The 16,249-nt window shown below is 46.5% G+C and carries 16 protein-coding genes; 3 read left to right on the forward strand and 13 right to left on the reverse strand.

The features are described from left to right. The 10 genes from ABY436_RS14645 to ABY436_RS14690 all read right to left on the reverse strand — a co-directional run. Nucleotides 1-833 (reverse strand): U32 family peptidase (locus ABY436_RS14645; RefSeq protein ID WP_372739693.1); only part of this gene is annotated, 833 nt, incomplete at its 3' end. A gap of 11 nt (nt 834-844) precedes the next feature. Continuing rightward, complete coding sequence (locus ABY436_RS14650; RefSeq protein WP_372739694.1) at nt 845-1,840, reverse strand: peptidase U32 family protein; 996 nt, start codon at nt 1,838-1,840, stop codon at nt 845-847. A gap of 133 nt (nt 1,841-1,973) precedes the next feature. After that, complete coding sequence (zapE, locus tag ABY436_RS14655) at nt 1,974-3,239, reverse strand: cell division protein ZapE (protein WP_372739695.1); 1,266 nt, start codon at nt 3,237-3,239, stop codon at nt 1,974-1,976. A 19-nt stretch (nt 3,240-3,258) separates the two neighbouring features. Next, complete coding sequence (locus ABY436_RS14660) at nt 3,259-4,689, reverse strand: aldehyde dehydrogenase family protein (RefSeq protein WP_372739696.1); 1,431 nt, start codon at nt 4,687-4,689, stop codon at nt 3,259-3,261. Nucleotides 4,690-4,857: 168 nt separating this feature from the next. Beyond that, nucleotides 4,858-6,006: a response regulator gene (locus ABY436_RS14665; RefSeq protein ID WP_372739697.1), complete on the reverse strand. Its 1,149-nt coding sequence runs from the start codon at nt 6,004-6,006 to the stop codon at nt 4,858-4,860. A 164-nt stretch (nt 6,007-6,170) separates the two neighbouring features. Continuing rightward, a complete protein-coding gene (locus tag ABY436_RS14670; RefSeq protein ID WP_372739698.1) occupies nt 6,171-6,866 on the reverse strand; it encodes a hypothetical protein in 696 nt (231 codons plus the stop codon). Beyond that, nucleotides 6,856-7,752 (reverse strand): MlaD family protein, encoded by an 897-nt coding sequence (locus ABY436_RS14675; RefSeq protein WP_372739699.1) that lies wholly within the window; start codon nt 7,750-7,752, stop codon nt 6,856-6,858. Before ABY436_RS14675 ends, ABY436_RS14670 begins: the two co-directional genes overlap by 11 nt. After that, nucleotides 7,742-8,509 carry an ABC transporter ATP-binding protein gene (locus ABY436_RS14680; protein WP_372739700.1) on the reverse strand — a complete coding sequence of 256 codons (768 nt, stop codon included), beginning with the start codon at nt 8,507-8,509 and terminating at the stop codon, nt 7,742-7,744. Before ABY436_RS14680 ends, ABY436_RS14675 begins: the two co-directional genes overlap by 11 nt. After that, nucleotides 8,506-9,657 carry an ABC transporter permease gene (locus ABY436_RS14685; protein ID WP_372739701.1) on the reverse strand — a complete coding sequence of 384 codons (1,152 nt, stop codon included), beginning with the start codon at nt 9,655-9,657 and terminating at the stop codon, nt 8,506-8,508. The genes ABY436_RS14680 and ABY436_RS14685 overlap by 4 nt, the downstream gene beginning before the upstream one ends. Next, the gene (locus tag ABY436_RS14690; RefSeq protein WP_372739702.1) at nt 9,657-9,854 is read right to left on the reverse strand and encodes a hypothetical protein; all 198 of its coding nucleotides are present in this window, start codon (nt 9,852-9,854) and stop codon (nt 9,657-9,659) included. Before ABY436_RS14690 ends, ABY436_RS14685 begins: the two co-directional genes overlap by 1 nt. A 108-nt stretch (nt 9,855-9,962) precedes the next feature. On the opposite strand from ABY436_RS14690, the gene ABY436_RS14695 reads away from it, so the two are divergent. Both ABY436_RS14695 and ABY436_RS14700 read left to right on the forward strand, forming a co-directional pair. Further along, nucleotides 9,963-10,547: a peroxidase-related enzyme gene (locus tag ABY436_RS14695; RefSeq protein ID WP_372739703.1), complete on the forward strand. Its 585-nt coding sequence runs from the start codon at nt 9,963-9,965 to the stop codon at nt 10,545-10,547. A 165-nt stretch (nt 10,548-10,712) separates the two neighbouring features. Further along, nucleotides 10,713-12,521, forward strand: a complete 1,809-nt coding sequence (locus ABY436_RS14700; protein WP_372739704.1) for an ABC transporter ATP-binding protein/permease — start codon at nt 10,713-10,715, stop codon at nt 12,519-12,521. 67 nt (nt 12,522-12,588) lie between these two features. On the opposite strand, the gene lhgO is transcribed toward ABY436_RS14700, so the two are convergent. Together lhgO and glaH are read right to left on the reverse strand one after the other, a co-directional pair. Beyond that, complete coding sequence (gene lhgO, locus ABY436_RS14705) at nt 12,589-13,797, reverse strand: L-2-hydroxyglutarate oxidase (protein WP_372739705.1); 1,209 nt, start codon at nt 13,795-13,797, stop codon at nt 12,589-12,591. Between the two features lie 235 nt (nt 13,798-14,032). Further along, nucleotides 14,033-14,986, reverse strand: coding sequence for a glutarate dioxygenase GlaH (gene glaH / locus ABY436_RS14710; protein ID WP_372739706.1), 954 nt, complete (start codon nt 14,984-14,986; stop codon nt 14,033-14,035). Nucleotides 14,987-15,236: 250 nt separating this feature from the next. On the opposite strand from glaH, the gene csiR reads away from it, so the two are divergent. Then, nucleotides 15,237-15,926: a DNA-binding transcriptional regulator CsiR gene (gene csiR, locus ABY436_RS14715; protein WP_372739707.1), complete on the forward strand. Its 690-nt coding sequence runs from the start codon at nt 15,237-15,239 to the stop codon at nt 15,924-15,926. A 20-nt stretch (nt 15,927-15,946) separates the two neighbouring features. On the opposite strand, the gene ABY436_RS14720 is transcribed toward csiR, so the two are convergent. Further along, nucleotides 15,947-16,249 (reverse strand): flavodoxin family protein (locus ABY436_RS14720; protein ID WP_372739708.1); only part of this gene is annotated, 303 nt, incomplete at its 5' end.

Raw genomic sequence — 16,249 nt, forward strand, 5'->3', positions numbered from 1 at the left:
GATGAAGACTCATCTAAGCGATCAGTAAAACGCTGTATCACTTCCGCCATTCTTTCTCGCTGCGGACTCAGGCGTACCAGATTAACACCTATTTGACGCATCCGTTGTAGCTCATTTTCGAGATTATAGTGCTCGCCCGATAATGTCTGAATACCATTGATGATAAACAGGCTATCCTCTTCCTGTGATTTCATCGCAATGCCATCAGGATATTCTATACAACAAAAATTGCAGTTGTCTTTGGGTAGATTCTTAAATCGTGCGGTAAAACAGCGAGCAGCATAAGCCAGCGGCAAGCAGCCGTATGCAAACACCTCTGTCTCAAGCTCGGGCAAACCACCATCAGCGGCCGCTTGCTGTAGCAGATCGTCAAGGGTCTGCGCCCCTAACTCCACCGGCATCACCCAACGGCGCATTCCACTGCGATACAGCTGTTTCAGCACAGCCAGGTTATAAACGTTAACCGAAGGGCCTGTAACAAAAGGAATACCCTGCTGGCTTAACAATTGTACCGCGGCGATATCATTAGCCTCGACCATCAGATCACCATTATGGCAGATGCGTCGTAGCATTTTCAGTTCAGATTCCGCCTCAAGCAACGCCAACGTAGAAAGCACTACTTTTTTACCGCACTGAGATAACTCCTGCGCCAACCCCAGCCAATCGGATAGCTTTAACTCACGTCGTTTAGAACATACTGTTTCACCCAGATAAATAGTATCCAACGGTAGCTCTGCTACTTCAGCATAAAAATTATAAACATCCTGTTTCGGCCAGAAGTATAAAATGGGTCCCAATGACAGCTTCATTGTCTTATCTACCTGATTCATCATGCCATCCCTTGTTACTGCCAACTACGGTGGTAAGCACCAATAGTGGTTGTTGAGCCTTCAGAGAGTTCCAGCAGGCCGCTATTCCATTCTGGATTTATAACAAAATGATCTGGATTACGTGCTGCCGTATCAAGTGCCTCCCGCCAGATGCGCACCACCCTGGCTACATAAGCAGGGCTTCGCTGTCGTCCCTCAATTTTTAACGCCTTAATACCCATACGCTTTAACTCAGGAATTAAGTTCAAGGTGTTCAGGCTGGTAGGCTCTTCCATCGCGTGATAAATCGCACCTTCCACCTCAAAGCGCCCCTTACACAAGGTCGGATAACCTGCTTTTTCATCTGCTTTGTAGCGATCAATTAACACGTCATTTAAGCGGGACTCGAGACCAGATGCCGTCTCCTGCCAACGAACCGCTTTCGCCGGTGAGCACGCACCACAGGTATTCGGCGATTCATCGGTAATATATGAGGAAAGATAACAACGACCTTCGACCATGATGCAAAGACTTCCAAAGGCAAAGACTTCCAGCTCAACCGGACTGTGCTGTGCTAAGTGCTCAACTTGTGCCAATGACAACACACGCGGCAAGACAGCACGCTTAATACCAAACTTCTGATGGTAGTATGCCAGTGCTTCATAATTTGTCGCTGAGCCTTGAACTGAGAGGTGCAGATTAAGATCAGAATGCGTATCGGAAGCGTAGCCTAATACCCCCATATCGGCAGCAATCAGAGCATCGACACCCATATCAGCAGCCATATCAACTGCCGCCTGCCACGCTTTCCAGCCAGAAGGCTGCGGATAGGTATTCACAGCACAGAGCACTTTGACTGCATGGCGGCGGGCATAATCTATCCCCTTCTCTGCCTTGCGACGGTCAAAATTAAGGCCTGCAAAATGGCGTGCATTGGTGGCATCTTTAAAACCGAAATAGACAGCACTGGCACCATTATCAACAGCCGCTTTTAAAGCAGGATAACTTCCCGCAGGACAAACCAACTCCACGATAGCATCTCCAAGATATTTCAGAGACGCTAGCCTAGCAACGATAATGAGAGATGTACTTGATAGTCATCAAGCAAAAAACAGAGGCATGGTGCCCAATACAGAGGTATGCCGGCCAATAAAATTTATCAATTCAGGCTTTTTGATGGCCTGAGCTGAGTGTTGGGCCTGGCGCCGAACTTATAGATGAGCTTACAGATGAACCTGGAGCTGAGCTTATAGATGAACCTGAAGCGGCACTTGGGGCTGGATCAGGAGCTGAATTCGAGAGGTACTCGATAGATTGCATCTCAATCAAACGACTATAGGTACGTTTGAACTCAAAACTAAGTGACCCACCGCTATACAGATACTCCAGCGGTACATCGGCTGATAGATACAAACTTACGCGCCGATCATAAAGCTCATCGACTAAACTGATAAAACGTCTTGCCGGGTCATCCTGGCGAGCATAAGAGAGCTTTCGCTCGCCGGTATCGGTAACCCCAAAACTGCCATCTTCGGTCCCGCGCGCTTTAATCCAGCCGCGACACTCGCCTCCCAGCATTGGAATATCGCTGAGCATAATGCAGCGAAAACGACTCGCTAACTCAATGTAATCTAACTGTGACCGGGGGCCAATACATAAGGCATCAAAACTAAACCAGACTACACTCGCGCCTAATCCCATCACCTTTATCGGCCTTTGGCATACCAACAGCGCCTTTTCTGAGCGAAACTTATTATCGCAAGACGGCCCGGCTAACTGTTGAAACAAGGTTTCAAATTGAGTTTCAGAGGATAAGAAACAGGTTTGCTGGTGTTGCAAATGACGAAGCCGGTGATCCTCTTCGCCATTGAGATGAATCTCTTGGGTGTGTTGCGACAGCAATTGAATAGCCGGTTCAAACCGCTGCCGCTGCAAACCATCCCGATACAAGCGTTGGATAGGGATATTTGACGTTGCCACCAGCGTCAGCCCGTTCTCAAACAGTGCCTTAAACAAGCGCCCCAATATCATTGCATCACCGATATCAGAGACAAAAAACTCATCAAAACAGAGCACCTTACACTCTTTTGCTAACTGTTTTGCGATACGCCGTAACGGATCAGCATGGCCGGATTCTGCGTTCAGGTCACGATGTATTCGCGCCATAAATCGATGAAAGTGCAAACGAAGTTTACGCTCATCCGGTAAGCTTTCGTAAAACAGATCCATCAGAAAAGTCTTACCCCGCCCTACATCACCCCATAGATAAAGTCCTCTGACGGGCGCTTTTTTGCGCGCTAAAAAGGACCGGGGTTGTTGTAGCTGCCAATACAGCTGCTCCAGTTGCTCAATCGCCTCACGTTGTTTTGCATCAGACACGAAGCCGCGTTGCTCAAGTTTATGCTGGTAGCGCTTCAGAGGTGACGACATCGTGTGATCCGGTTATTTTTCAGGCCTCATCATAACCAAATAAGGCTTTCGTTTCGAGAAACTCCTCCAGTCCATAAACGCCCCACTCCCGGCCAATACCAGACTGTTTATACCCCCCAAAAGGCGCGTTCGCATCGAGTACAGCCCCGTTCAGATGCACCATGCCCGTACGCAAACGCGCGGCGACAGCGCGGGCACGATCAAGATCAGCAGACCAAACACCGCCCGACAACCCATACGGTGAATCATTGGCAATAGCGATCGCTTCATCTTCATTCTGATAAGTGATAATACTCAGCACCGGACCGAAAACTTCTTCACGGGCAATCGTCATGTCATTAGTCACACCTGCGAAAACAGTCGGTTTCACAAAGTAACCTTTGTCTAACCCTGGCGGTTTACCGAGCCCGCCACACACCAGCTCCGCCCCTTCATCGATCCCTTGAGCAATTAAGCCCTGAATTTTGTTCCACTGAGCCATACTCACCACCGGTCCGATTACCGTCGTCGTGTCCATCGGGTCACCAGCAATAACGGAGGCAGCTGTGCGGCGCGCAATCTCAATCACTTCCTCTGACTTGTTAGCGGGAACCAGCATGCGCGTCAGGGCGTTACACGACTGACCACTGTTATTCATCACGCCTTTAACACCACGACTGACCGCTTTTTCAAAATCGGCATCATCAAGAATAATATTTGCTGATTTCCCACCCAACTCCAGTGCCACGCGCTTTACGGTTAAGGCTGCCGCTTGCGATACTAAGGTGCCTGCGCGTGTTGAGCCTGTGAATGAAACCATGTCCACATCTTCATGGTGTGTCAACGCCGATCCCACACCCACGCCATCACCGTCTATCAGGTTGAATACGCCCGCAGGTACTCCCGCTTCGTGCATGATATCCGCAAAAATATGTGCAGAAAGCGGAGCGATCTCACTCGGTTTCAATACCATAGTGCAGCCTGCAGCAATGGCCGGCGCGACTTTACAGGCGATCTGATTAAGCGGCCAATTCCAGGGCGTAATCAAGGCACAGACACCTATCGGCTCTTTAACTACCTTTGTGGTACCCATGACCTCTTCAAAAGAATAATCTTTCAATAATTTCAAAGCCACATAGAAGTGGCCCAAACCAGCTGCCACCTGGGCGTTTTTTGCTAACATCTCAGGCGCGCCCATCTCATTGGTAATGGCGTCAGCGAGTGCATCACTATGCTTTTTATAGGCGCTAATAATTTTTTCCAGCAGGGCGATACGATCATCACGACTGGTTTGGCTAAAATCAGGAAATGCTTTACAGGCAGCCGCCACTGCTAACTCAACATCATTGTTATCACCCAGCCTGATAGTTGCAATAGCGGCTTCCGTTGCAGGATTAATAACCGCTAACGACTCATGCCCCTTAGGATCCACCCATTGGCCATCAATATAGAATTTCTGTAAATCACGCATTCTCAAACCTTCCCTTAATTTGGCATATTCATTAGATAGATACAGATTTACCATTACCACGATGGGTATTCAATCTTAGAAATAGATAAAAACAGAAGGGGAACCAAAGACGCAAGCAATCTTAATCCTAAAAGCAAACAAGCATTAACGAATCCGTCTTTGACAATACTAACCTGAGGCCTTCAGCAGGTTAAGATTATAATTAATTTTATAAATCAGCATATCCCGATCAACAGGCTTACGCAGTACTCCATGTACACCTAACTTCATTGCTTCCTGCGTGTTTTCTTTATCACCCTCGGTTGCCAGCAGCAAAATCCGTGTATGACGCATTCCCGAGTCATTTTTTATTGTATTAATCACATAAAGCGGGCTCATATCCGGTAATTTTACATCGATCATAACAATGTCCGGCTTCCAGGTGCGCATTAACTGAATGGCATGGGTAGCACCGCCCGAAACCTGAGCACTATAACCTGCAGATTCAAGGTTCTCCTTAATATTGTCACGCATTAATGCATCGTTTTCGATCAGCAAAATATTACTATCGGGAAATGCATCTGCTTTAGGATGCTCCAACCTGTCTTTTTTCAATTGAGCAATATCAGTAACATCTTTTACTGCGGCATGAAGCTGCTGCTGCGTGCTTTTCTGATGCGCGCTCACCTCTTTGATGAGTTCACTTTCTGCATGATGGTCAATGATAGAACTGATCTGCTTCTGCTGTTCTTTGGGCAGGGTGCTGTTTTTGAGGATATTCTGTTTCATTTTCTCCATAGAAAATGAAACAATCGTTAATAGCTTTTCATAACTATCCTGATTGACTTCATCAAGCACATCCTGAGAATTCATCACCTGATCAAAATAGCTACAAAGATCATCTAAATTGACGGCATTCATATCTCTTGAATCACGGTTGTTTTTTACACGACGCAGAAATCGTAAACGCAGTAAAATATGATAAGGATCGTATAAGGGGCGGACAATAAAATAATCATCAAACACATCCTTGTTGCAGATTGAAAAAGCGTCTTTCAGCTCCTCGCGACTGCAAAGCAAAATCCGTCGAGAGAGGATTTTATCAACATTTTTGTTTGAACTGAGTAAGTGCAGAAAACATGCTTCATTTTCACGCAAATTTTTCAGGCCCATCAGGAGAACATCGATTTTTTTATCAAGGATAATGGACAGCGCTTCCTCTTCATTTTTTGCAATATAGAACCGCGCAAAATGACGTTTAATCAGATTAGATAATGACCTGAGATCCTCAACAGCATCTGTCATCAGTAATATTGAAAAACGACTCGCGTTTAGCATAACCACCCCTGATTTTTCTCTGAAGCGCAAAGTTCCATTTTTCTCTCACACGCACTATACATCTGTTTTATTTATAATATTCCCCTAACTCTAGTCGATAAAAATCAAAAAATACATTTATGTTACTAAATAACGACACCTGAAGTATTTTTTACCTTTTCCTGTTACTGCAGGCGCTGCTCAGCTACCCATAAAGCAAGATCACGGACAATGTTACTCGCCCCTTCATTAAGCGCTATCGCCGCACCGGCCGCGTCATTACTCAATGCCGGCACAACCGTTATAAACTCTTTTCCTGCAATCATTTTTTTAGTGCGGGAGTTGATCAGATAAAAATGCATTCTTATCACGCCTTCTGAGACTTTCTGTTGTGAATTACTTTCTTGTGAACCAACCTCTTGTAAATGACCTGGCTGTGCAGCCTTTTGCCAGCTATTGGCTGCTTTAAAGTGATGACTGAAATCTAACATCACGCTTTCCAGTAAATAATCACTGTCCGAAACTGATGTAGATGGCACAACCGCCAGGAACTGCTTACTTTGTTGCAAAACAACCTGAATATAAGTTTGCATTAATCTGAGCGGCGCATCACTCCAGCGACTATAAGCATACTTATTTCGACCATGTCGCCCGTCACTATAAGTAATATCAGTTGCACTAAAAGACCTTACGCCCTGCATCGGGGCAAGTTTGAGAGTAATAGTTCGTGGTGGCTGCTTTGCTGTTTGAGTTTCGTTATCTATTTGATCAGGTGTTTTTGGCGCGAGCGTATAGATATCGACTGCAGGAAGAGGCGTGAGAGCACACCCCGACAACAGAAACACCAACGACAGATAGATCAAAATGCGACTATTTTTCATGATAGCCAGGCTCTCCGGGCCCTGGTTTTGGGGCCGAGCGTTTGAATAAAAGATCAGCAGGGTTCGCTTCGATCTCCTGCGTTGCTCTTTGTAAGTCACCCGCAAGGATGTTCAATTCGTATAACACCTGATTGAAAGACGCTAAGCTCTTATGCACATCCACGCGAATACTAGAACTTAACTGGGCAGAACTTTTCTCTACCCCTTCGGCCATTTTTTGAACGCGTGCTGAGACTACCCTGATCTGATCAAATGCCTGAGAAGCACTTTGCCCCATGCGCTTTCCGCCATCAATCAGCCCCGTAAGGCCGCTCAACTGCGCATTAAATCCTTCAGTCAGCGCCTTCGTTTCAATCAGGATACTGTTGACATGATTAATATTTTCATCACTTAACAAGCGATCAAACTTATCTAAAGCCACAAGGGTTTTATCAGTTAACTGCGTTACCGACTCTGAAAAGCGCTCAAATGTGGAAATACGTGCCGGTATTTCTGCAATACTGCCATCTGTAGTTGTCAGCAATGGCGCACTCCTACTGCCACCCTCCAGCTCCACATAGACTAACCCCGTTAACCCGAATGACTTAAGGGTAGCGACAGTATCAACCTTCACCGGCGTATTCGGTTCAACTCTTAGCAACAAAAAGACCTGTTCTGAATTGTCTCGGTTCAGCCCTATTGTCTCAACCACACCCACATCAACACCCCGGTATTTAACCGATGAATCAGTACTTAAACCGGCCACTGATTCTTTCATATAAACATGATAGTAATCCGCTTGCTGCTGACCGCCATATTTACCTAGCCAAAAAGCAAATATGATTAATCCGCTGGCCAAAAGTACAACAAACAACCCCACCAGTGTGTAATTGATCCTACTTTCCATGTTGACTCCGTATCCGGCCACGAGCACCTTTGAAAAACTGCCCAACAATCGGATGTTGATTAGCCAGTACATCCGTCAGTGAGCCTTCGGCCACCACTTTCTTTTCACCCAACACTGCTAAACGATCTACCACTGTCCAAATGGAATCAAGGTCATGCGTTACCATCACAATAGTCAGACCCAAAATATCCCGTAACTCAAGAATCAATTTATCAAACGCTTCTGCGCCAACGGGATCGAGCCCTGATGTTGGCTCATCCAAAAATAACAACTCAGGATCCATCGAAAGCGCCCGCGCTAACGCGGCTCGTTTAATCATACCGCCACTCAGCTCGGCGGGATACAGACATGCGGCTGTCGCAGGCAAGCCCACCATTTCAATTTTGATGCGCACAATTTCCCGAATCAATGTCACAGGAAGATCAGTGTATTCTTTTAATCCGATGCCAATATTTTCTTCTACGGTTAACGATGAATAAAGGGCACCGCCCTGAAACAAAACACCCCACCTACGCCTCAATTGAGCCACTTCATCGACACTAAGCGTCGACAAATCGTTATCTAATACCCTGATTTCACCGGAAGCAGGCCTCAGCAACATGATCATCTCTTTGAGCAACGTCGACTTCCCCGATCCACTACCGCCGAGCAGCCCATAGATCTCTCCCCGCTGCACACTGAGATTTACACCGTCATGAATTACGCTTTGGCCAAACATGGTGACCAGTTCGGATACGCAGATAACAGTGCTATTCAAATGCCTAACTCCGTAAAAATGACTGAGAAAAGCGCATCACAGGCGATCACAAGAAAAATAGCATTCACCACACTCATTGTCGTATAGCGACCAATACTGTCCGTATTTTTAGAAACCTGGAAGCCTCGAAAACACCCCACGGCAGCAATCAACCACGCAAAAAAAGGCCCTTTCAAAATCCCAATCCACACATGTTTTACTTCCAGCACCGTTTGTAAACGGTTCAAGAACTCAGTATAGGAAAGATTGAGGTGCAGATGGGAGATAAACATCCCGGCAAGAATACCGATAAGATCGGCAAAGAATATCAGCAACGGCAAGGTGATCATTAACGCAAAAATGCGCGGAAGTACCAGAAAGCGATGCGGCTCAAACCCCATCGTACGCATCGCATCAATCTCTTCGGTTATCTTCATCACGCCAAGTTGGGCGGTATAGGAGGATCCGGTTCGGCCCGCAACGACAATCGCCGTAATCAACGGCGCTAATTCACGCGTAATGGATAAACCAATCATATCGACAATAAAAATGTTGGCGCCAAATTTTTCTAACTGAACGGCTCCCTGATAAGCGATCACCACCCCAATTAAAAAGCTGGTGAGCGCTACAATGGGCAAGGCTCGGACACCCGCCTCTTCGATATGCTTAACAATGGCACCACCCCGAATGGAACCCGGATGCCTGACCGCATACAAAAAACTGATAAAGCTTTCACCCACAAATGCCAGAAAAGCCATCATATCCTGTACAAAAGCGACGCTGGCTTTACCAATATTATATAAGGGCTGTAATAGCCGTAGAGACAAGGCGGGCGCAGGTGTTTGATCTTCCTGTCTATAACGACGCAATAAACGGTACATGTCCTGGTGTTGCTGAGTTGCACCTATCAGCTCTACGTCGCACTGCTGTGTTATTAACTGGTCATAATAATGAATAAAAAGTGCCATGCCAGCCGAGTCATAGCGCTCAACCGCTGACAACTCCCAGCGGACAGTTTGATGACTGTATTTGTTAAAGGCCTGCTCAAGCACAATAGCCACATTATCCAGCGCATTAACTGTCCAGCTACCACGGCTGATGAGTGTAATGCTTCCATCAGTGCTTTTATCAAATAGGATATTGGCGGCATCTGCCTGGTAAGACGACATCAGTTTACCACCCGCTGCTGGTAGGCTTTTTCGTATTTGCCCGGTGAAATACCCTGCACAATGAACAGATCGGCATCAACCGGATCATCCAATCTATGGCTTGGCTGCAAATGCAAGCCATTAGAACAGGTAACCGACACTCTCAGGCGAGAGACTAAACGGCATTCATCACAGGCTAAGCCGGGTATTTTGTACATATTGGCCCATCCTGCATGATTAATGGCCCTTTTTTGACAAATTATTATTGATCTATCAAGTTAGACTAATCAAATAATACAACAGAATAAAGTCAGTGGAGACTAAACATGAGCTACCCAGCCATCAGCCGATACCCTGTACCAAGCTTAGACAGCCTTCCTGATGACATTCGTCAACGCATTCTGGCGGTTCAGGAAAAAGCTAAATTCATCCCCAATGTATTTTTAACCCTGGCACACCGCCCGGCAGAGTTCAGAGCTTTTTTTGCCTATCACGATGCCATCATGGAAAGAGAGGAAAGTACATTAACCCCAGCAGAAAAGGAGATGATTATTGTTGCCACCAGCGCAGCCAATGGATGCCAGTATTGTGTAGTCGCCCACGGCGCCCTGCTGCGCGTCTTCGCTAAAGAACCCTTATTGGCAGATCAGATAGCGGTCAATTACCTGCATGCGCCTATCAGCCCTCGTCAGAAAGCCATGCTGTCATTTTCTCTGAAGCTCTCCCGAACGCCAGAGCTTATTCAGGATGCAGATTATGCTGCACTGAAAGAACACGGATATGATGATGAGGATATTTTGGATATCACCGGCATCACCGCGCTTTTCGGCTTATCAAACAGAATGGCGATCGTGACCAATATGCAGGCAAATACAGAGTTCTACACCATGGCGCGTGAACCCAGGAAGTAAGACTTCTTGTTTCAGATAAGCTGAATGCATGCTGTAATGGACGAATAACAGCGCCTGATTCATATCTGATGTTCCTGCTGAAACAGCAACTTTCGTGCCTATGGATAAGCCTACTAATACAGCGATTTAAGTGCCTACTTATTAACCGACCCGACGAGACTTTCTATGCGACACGGCAGATTTTCTGACCAACCCGACACTTCTCTGAACTGGCATGTGCTGAAAATCATCTGGCCCTACCTGCTCGAATACAAGCAACGTATCTTCATCGCACTGGGATGCCTGATTCTGGCAAAAGTTGCCAGTGTCACCGGGCCATTCATACTCAAGCATATTGTTGATACGCTCGAAGCCTCCACGTTGCCAGACACCCGGCTGGTGCTTGTTCCTGTTGGTTTGCTGCTCGCTTATGGTCTGGCGCGTTTGTTAAATGTTTTGCTAGGCGAAATACGGGACACCGTTTTTGGGCGCGTAACCGAAAGAGCGATGCGGCGTCTCGGCTTGCAGGTTTTTCAGCATATGCATGCATTGGATCTGGATTTTCACCTGAATCGCCAAACCGGCGGGATTTCACGGGATATTGACAGGGGAACTAATGGCATCAGCTTTTTGATGCGCTTTTTCATCTTCAATATTGGGCCGACACTGCTCGAAATTATCATGGTGATCGGCATACTTTTTTATAATTATGGTATCAGCTTCGCCCTGATCACTCTGGTATCTATCATTGTCTACATCGTGTTCTCGATTGTTACTACAGAGTGGCGTACTAAGTTTGTACGCGAAGCCAACATGGCTGACTCCGCCTCCAATACACGCGCCATTGACAGCTTGCTCAACTACGAAACAGTCAAATACTTTACCAACGAAGCATTCGAGGCCAACCGTTACGACAGCGAATTGAGAAAATGGGAGCTGGCTCGTCGCAAAAATAGGCTGTCGCTGTTTACACTCAACGCCGGACAAGCCCTTATCATTGCAACGGCCACTACCAGCATGATGTGGCTGGCGGCGGTCCGGGTTAGTGCGGGAGCGATGACGCTGGGCGATTTTGTGCTGGTCAACGCCTTTATGATCCAGCTGTTTATGCCGCTTAATTTTCTCGGATTTGTCTATCGCGAAATTAAAGGGTCCATGGCCAGTATTGAAAAAATGTTTGAGCTGTTAGCCGTCACACCTAAAGTTAGTGATGTCGAGAATGCAACTGAACTGGTCTTAAGCAAAGGCAGAATCAGCTTCAACGACGTTTCTTTTTATTATGCGAAAGAGCGCCCTATTCTTAAAAATATCAGTTTCAGCATTGAACCCGGGCAAAAAGTGGCAGTCGTGGGTGCCAGTGGTGCAGGCAAATCAACACTGGTTAAATTACTCTTTCGTTTTTACGACCCCAGCACCGGCAGCATTAGTATTGATGGTCAGGATATCCATAGCGTCAGCCAACTCTCGCTGCGCAAAGCTATCGGTATCGTTCCGCAAGACACAGTATTGTTCAATGATTCTATCTTTGAAAATGTACGCTATGGTCGCCCCGAAGCCAGCGATGCCGAGGTAAGCGAAGCGATCAGAATGGCCTATCTGGAAAACTTTATTAACGAACTCCCTCAGGGAGCTGACACCATTGTGGGCGAAAGAGGCTTAAAACTTTCAGGAGGTGAAAAGCAACGGGTAGCCATTGCACGTGCGATTCTGAAACGACCGCCGATTATGGTATTTGATGAAGCAACTTCGTCGCTGGATAGCCGCTCTGAACAGTCGATTCTGGCCGCCATCAGAGAGATAGCGACCGACCACACCAGCTTGGTTATCGCCCACCGTCTATCGACCATTGTGGATGCGGATAAAATCGTTGTGCTGGACCATGGGGAAATTGTCGAGCAAGGCAGCCACCAGCAACTACTGGCCGATAACGGGCGTTACGCCCAGTTATGGCAAGTGCAGCAACAACAGCGTGAGATAGAAGTTCTGCCGACATGAATCAGCAGAACAAAATCTTCGCCTTGTTTGTAAAGTCATCTGCCCAGAGTGATTTACACAGAGTGGTCTAGGCAGTGCGCTCAAGTATCTTGTCACAAATATAAGCACCGATAGGGATCGCCGATGTCGCCGCGGGTGATGGCGCATTGCAGACATGCAGACTGCGTGGGCTTTCGGCAAACAAAAAGTCGTGAACCAGCGAGCCATCTTTCATCACTGCCTGAGCACGAATACCGGCAGGATAAGGTAGAAGGTCTTCCACTTTCAACTGTGGGCAGTACTTCTGGACCAATTTAAGATAACCCGGTTTCCACAGTGAGTTTTTAGTCTCGACAATACCGGTCTTTATATGACTCCTGAGGACACGCCAGAAACCCACAAAGGTCACCATATCCCAGATATCACGCAGACTGATATTGATGCGCCCGTAACCTTCGCGCTTCCAGCCCTGTACGGCATTAGGCCCAACGGTAACAGTTCCATCGATCATTCGGGTTAAATGAACACCGAGAAACGGCAGTTCAGGATCAGGAATCGGGTAGATCAAATGATTGACGATCTGATTGTACTTAGCAGGCAACTGATAATACTCACCCCGAAAAGGAATAATCTGAAAATCAGTGGGGATACCCAGCATCTTAGTGGTGCGATCCGCCATCAAGCCGGAGCAAGTGATCAGGAACTTAGCTTTGAATGTGACCTTTTCAGCGTTATGGATAGCGTCAACGGTAATCTCATCTTTAGTCTCGTTCAGCCCGACGACCTTGTGATTCAAACGAGCATCACCGCCCATGTCGATAAAGCGCTCGGCCATTTTAGTCGTCACTTGCTGATAATTTACAATCGCCGTGTCTTTGACCAACAGTCCACCGACACCAACAATATTGGGCTCACGGACTTTCAGTTGTTCGCCGTCGAGTAATTCAACATTGATATCATTCTGCTGGCAGCGCTCAAACAACGCATGCATACGCTCCAACTCCAGCGCATTGGTAGCGACCAGCAGCTTACCACATTGATCATATGGCACATCATTTTGCTGACAGAATTCTATCGTTGCGGCCACGCCCGCCTTACAAAATTTTGCTTTAAGGCTGCCCGGTGCGTAATACACACCCGCATGAATAACACCGCTGTTATGACCTGTTTGGTGTTTTGAATAGACAGATTCTTTTTCAAGCAACAGCACTTTCTTTTCCGGAAAACGTTGCTGTAGTTGCCATGCGGTAGACATACCGACAATGCCACCACCGATAATAATATAATCGTATGTCATCACACTTTTCCTGCTGCTACTTAAGTTATTTACGTTATTTACGTTATTTACGTTATTTATTAAAAAAGACGGGCTAACTTGCGTTAGCCCGCCAAAGTATACCAGTGCCTATGTCGCACTGTACCTCTAGTGTAAGCAGGTAGGGATGTAAGCACCTAAAGAGTGTAAGTACTTAACGGGTGAAACAATCTATAACACGACCTGTAAGACCAGCTATAAAACGACCTGTAACAAACTATCGAGTAAAGTGTCCGCGCTGACGCAACAATTCACGGCTCAATTGTGGGTGCGCTACAAACTTATCACGGCCATGCAACCAGCATAGATTCTGAACAACCAGCATAGAACCCACCGGTAGGGGCACAGTAATATAGTTAGGATCAGCTTCAATTGATTCACCCATCTGATAAAGATACCGACCTTCTGCCATGTTCTGCGGTTCAACAAACTGGTCGATAAATGACATATTCGGTTTACCGTTTTTATCTTCTTCAAAGAAAACAGGGTGAGTAATTTTTGAATCAACATTTTTAGACTTAGGAGCACCCCACACCATATCTTTCTTTGCCAGAGGGTGGTTATAAAATTTATCCAGATCGGCCCAGTCGTCAATATGCAGCAACAAGGACTCGCCCCCTTGCATATTCGCTTCAGCCAATTTCTGCATAATGACAAAATCAGTGCGCTCGTTTACATAAGTACCATCCGTGTGTAGCTCCATACGACGATGCGCCTGACGTAAGTAGCTATCTGAATTATCTTCATTCAGTACGGTAAATCGCGCGTAGTACTTACCATACATTGAGTCATGATTGGGCAGACCAACCAGATGAGAAATGGCTGTTGATAACTTAATATCAAACTCGGTTCGCAGCTCCCCGGACTCGATATCCGGTTCTCCCTCATACTGCAATAAAAAAGCGGCACTATCGCGATTCTGCATAATATCGTTGAGGCATCGACCCAGCGTCATTTCAGTCAGGGCATTCAGCTTATCGGCAGCAGCAAATCGCAGGAAAGGTTTATATTCCAAAGCCTGCACCGGCCACTCAGACATTGCATCGGCAAATCCATGAATAACATCACTGCTTAACGTAACAACTTGCAAACGTTCGCTGGCTGTATGTGGTTTAACGTTAAAACCTACGGGCACCAACGAGGATTCAACCGCACGCAATAGAGCTGTCATTTACTTACTCTCCAAAACTGAATGTATTTTTTAATGATACTGTTTTACGCCACCTCATAACGTCGACGCAAAGCAATAATGTCGACATTATTCACTTTCGTCAACAATTAATTATCTTTTCTTGCTTAACTATTGATAAGTCTTCACTTAAAATATGTCTCTCTCTTTGTGAAACAGTCACTTAGGAAATTTAGTTATTTATCTTCACAATGAGAAAGACAGGGTCACTCCTTAAGAAGGCGCACAACCGATGCAAGAAGCAGCCAGCAGCAAAGCGGACAACAAAGATAATTTTGCTTCCCAAGTAATGGGACAATTGAAGCAGGATATTTTGACTGGCTTTTTCAAGCCGGGTGAAAAATTGCGGATGGCGCGTTTAAAAGAACGTTATAACGTCGGCATTAGTCCGTTGCGGGAAGCCCTGTCTCAACTGCTGATCGAGCAACTGGTGGTGGTTGAAAATCAACGCGGTTTTCGGGTACATCCGATATCAAAAGCAGAGATGCTGGATATCTATGAAACCCGCGCCTATATCGAAGCACTCTGTATAAGCCTTGCGATTCAACGCGGCGATGATGAGTGGGAAGCAGGGATTTTAGCCGCCGCCCATAAGATGCGAAAATTTAACGATAAGCTCGAAAAGGAACCACACGAGTGGGAACGCCGTCATCAGGCGTTTCATTCAGCCATCGCCGAGGGCTGCCAGTCACCGACGCTATTACAGGTGCGCCGCTCACTGTATGAAAAAGCCTCACGCTATCGTAACCTCTGGCTGAAAAAGAACATGTTGGACACTGAAATTTTTGACGCTAATCAGAAAGAACATGACCAACTGATAGAAGCCTTGCTAAATAATGATGCCGATCAGGCTAAGGCACTCATCCACGAACACCTGTTAAGCCCGAGTCGCACCTTACTGGCAACGGAAGGCTTCGAATAATAGGCGACGCCGTTAATACGTTAGTAGATTCCGACATCAAGGCCGGCAGCCATGGTCATTCCCAGTTCTTCACATTGCTGCAAAAACTCAGGCTGCCAATCGCCCCGACACACCAATGGCGGCTGAATCCAATTCCAGCGTAAGCCAGTACAAATAGTTTCAACAGCCCGGCACGTCCCCGTACCATCATTACCGGCACGTACGTATAAAGCACAGGGCAATCCCTGCTTTGCTTCCAGACAAGGGTAATAACAGCGGTCAAAGAAGTCCTTAAGTGCACCACTCATATAAGCCAGGTTTTCTGTGGTACCCATAATAATGGC

The organism is Neptunomonas sp. (assembly GCF_041601355.1).
Taxonomy (GTDB): Bacteria; Pseudomonadota; Gammaproteobacteria; order Pseudomonadales; family Balneatricaceae; genus Neptunomonas.

Excerpts from the sequence above, each read along its gene's own strand:
- ABY436_RS14700 (WP_372739704.1), top strand. The coding sequence starts at position 10,713 with ATGCGACACGGCAGATTTTCTGACCAACCCGACACTTCTCTGAACTGG.
- ABY436_RS14660 (WP_372739696.1), bottom strand. The coding sequence starts at position 4,689 with ATGCGTGATTTACAGAAATTCTATATTGATGGCCAATGGGTGGATCCT.
- zapE (WP_372739695.1), bottom strand. The coding sequence starts at position 3,239 with ATGTCGTCACCTCTGAAGCGCTACCAGCATAAACTTGAGCAACGCGGC.
- ABY436_RS14695 (WP_372739703.1), top strand. The coding sequence starts at position 9,963 with ATGAGCTACCCAGCCATCAGCCGATACCCTGTACCAAGCTTAGACAGC.
- glaH (WP_372739706.1), bottom strand. The coding sequence starts at position 14,986 with ATGACAGCTCTATTGCGTGCGGTTGAATCCTCGTTGGTGCCCGTAGGT.
- ABY436_RS14685 (WP_372739701.1), bottom strand. The coding sequence starts at position 9,657 with ATGTCGTCTTACCAGGCAGATGCCGCCAATATCCTATTTGATAAAAGC.
- csiR (WP_372739707.1), top strand. The coding sequence starts at position 15,237 with ATGCAAGAAGCAGCCAGCAGCAAAGCGGACAACAAAGATAATTTTGCT.
- ABY436_RS14665 (WP_372739697.1), bottom strand. The coding sequence starts at position 6,006 with ATGCTAAACGCGAGTCGTTTTTCAATATTACTGATGACAGATGCTGTT.
- lhgO (WP_372739705.1), bottom strand. The coding sequence starts at position 13,797 with ATGACATACGATTATATTATTATCGGTGGTGGCATTGTCGGTATGTCT.
- ABY436_RS14690 (WP_372739702.1), bottom strand. The coding sequence starts at position 9,854 with ATGTACAAAATACCCGGCTTAGCCTGTGATGAATGCCGTTTAGTCTCT.
- ABY436_RS14675 (WP_372739699.1), bottom strand. The coding sequence starts at position 7,752 with ATGGAAAGTAGGATCAATTACACACTGGTGGGGTTGTTTGTTGTACTT.
- ABY436_RS14670 (WP_372739698.1), bottom strand. The coding sequence starts at position 6,866 with ATGAAAAATAGTCGCATTTTGATCTATCTGTCGTTGGTGTTTCTGTTG.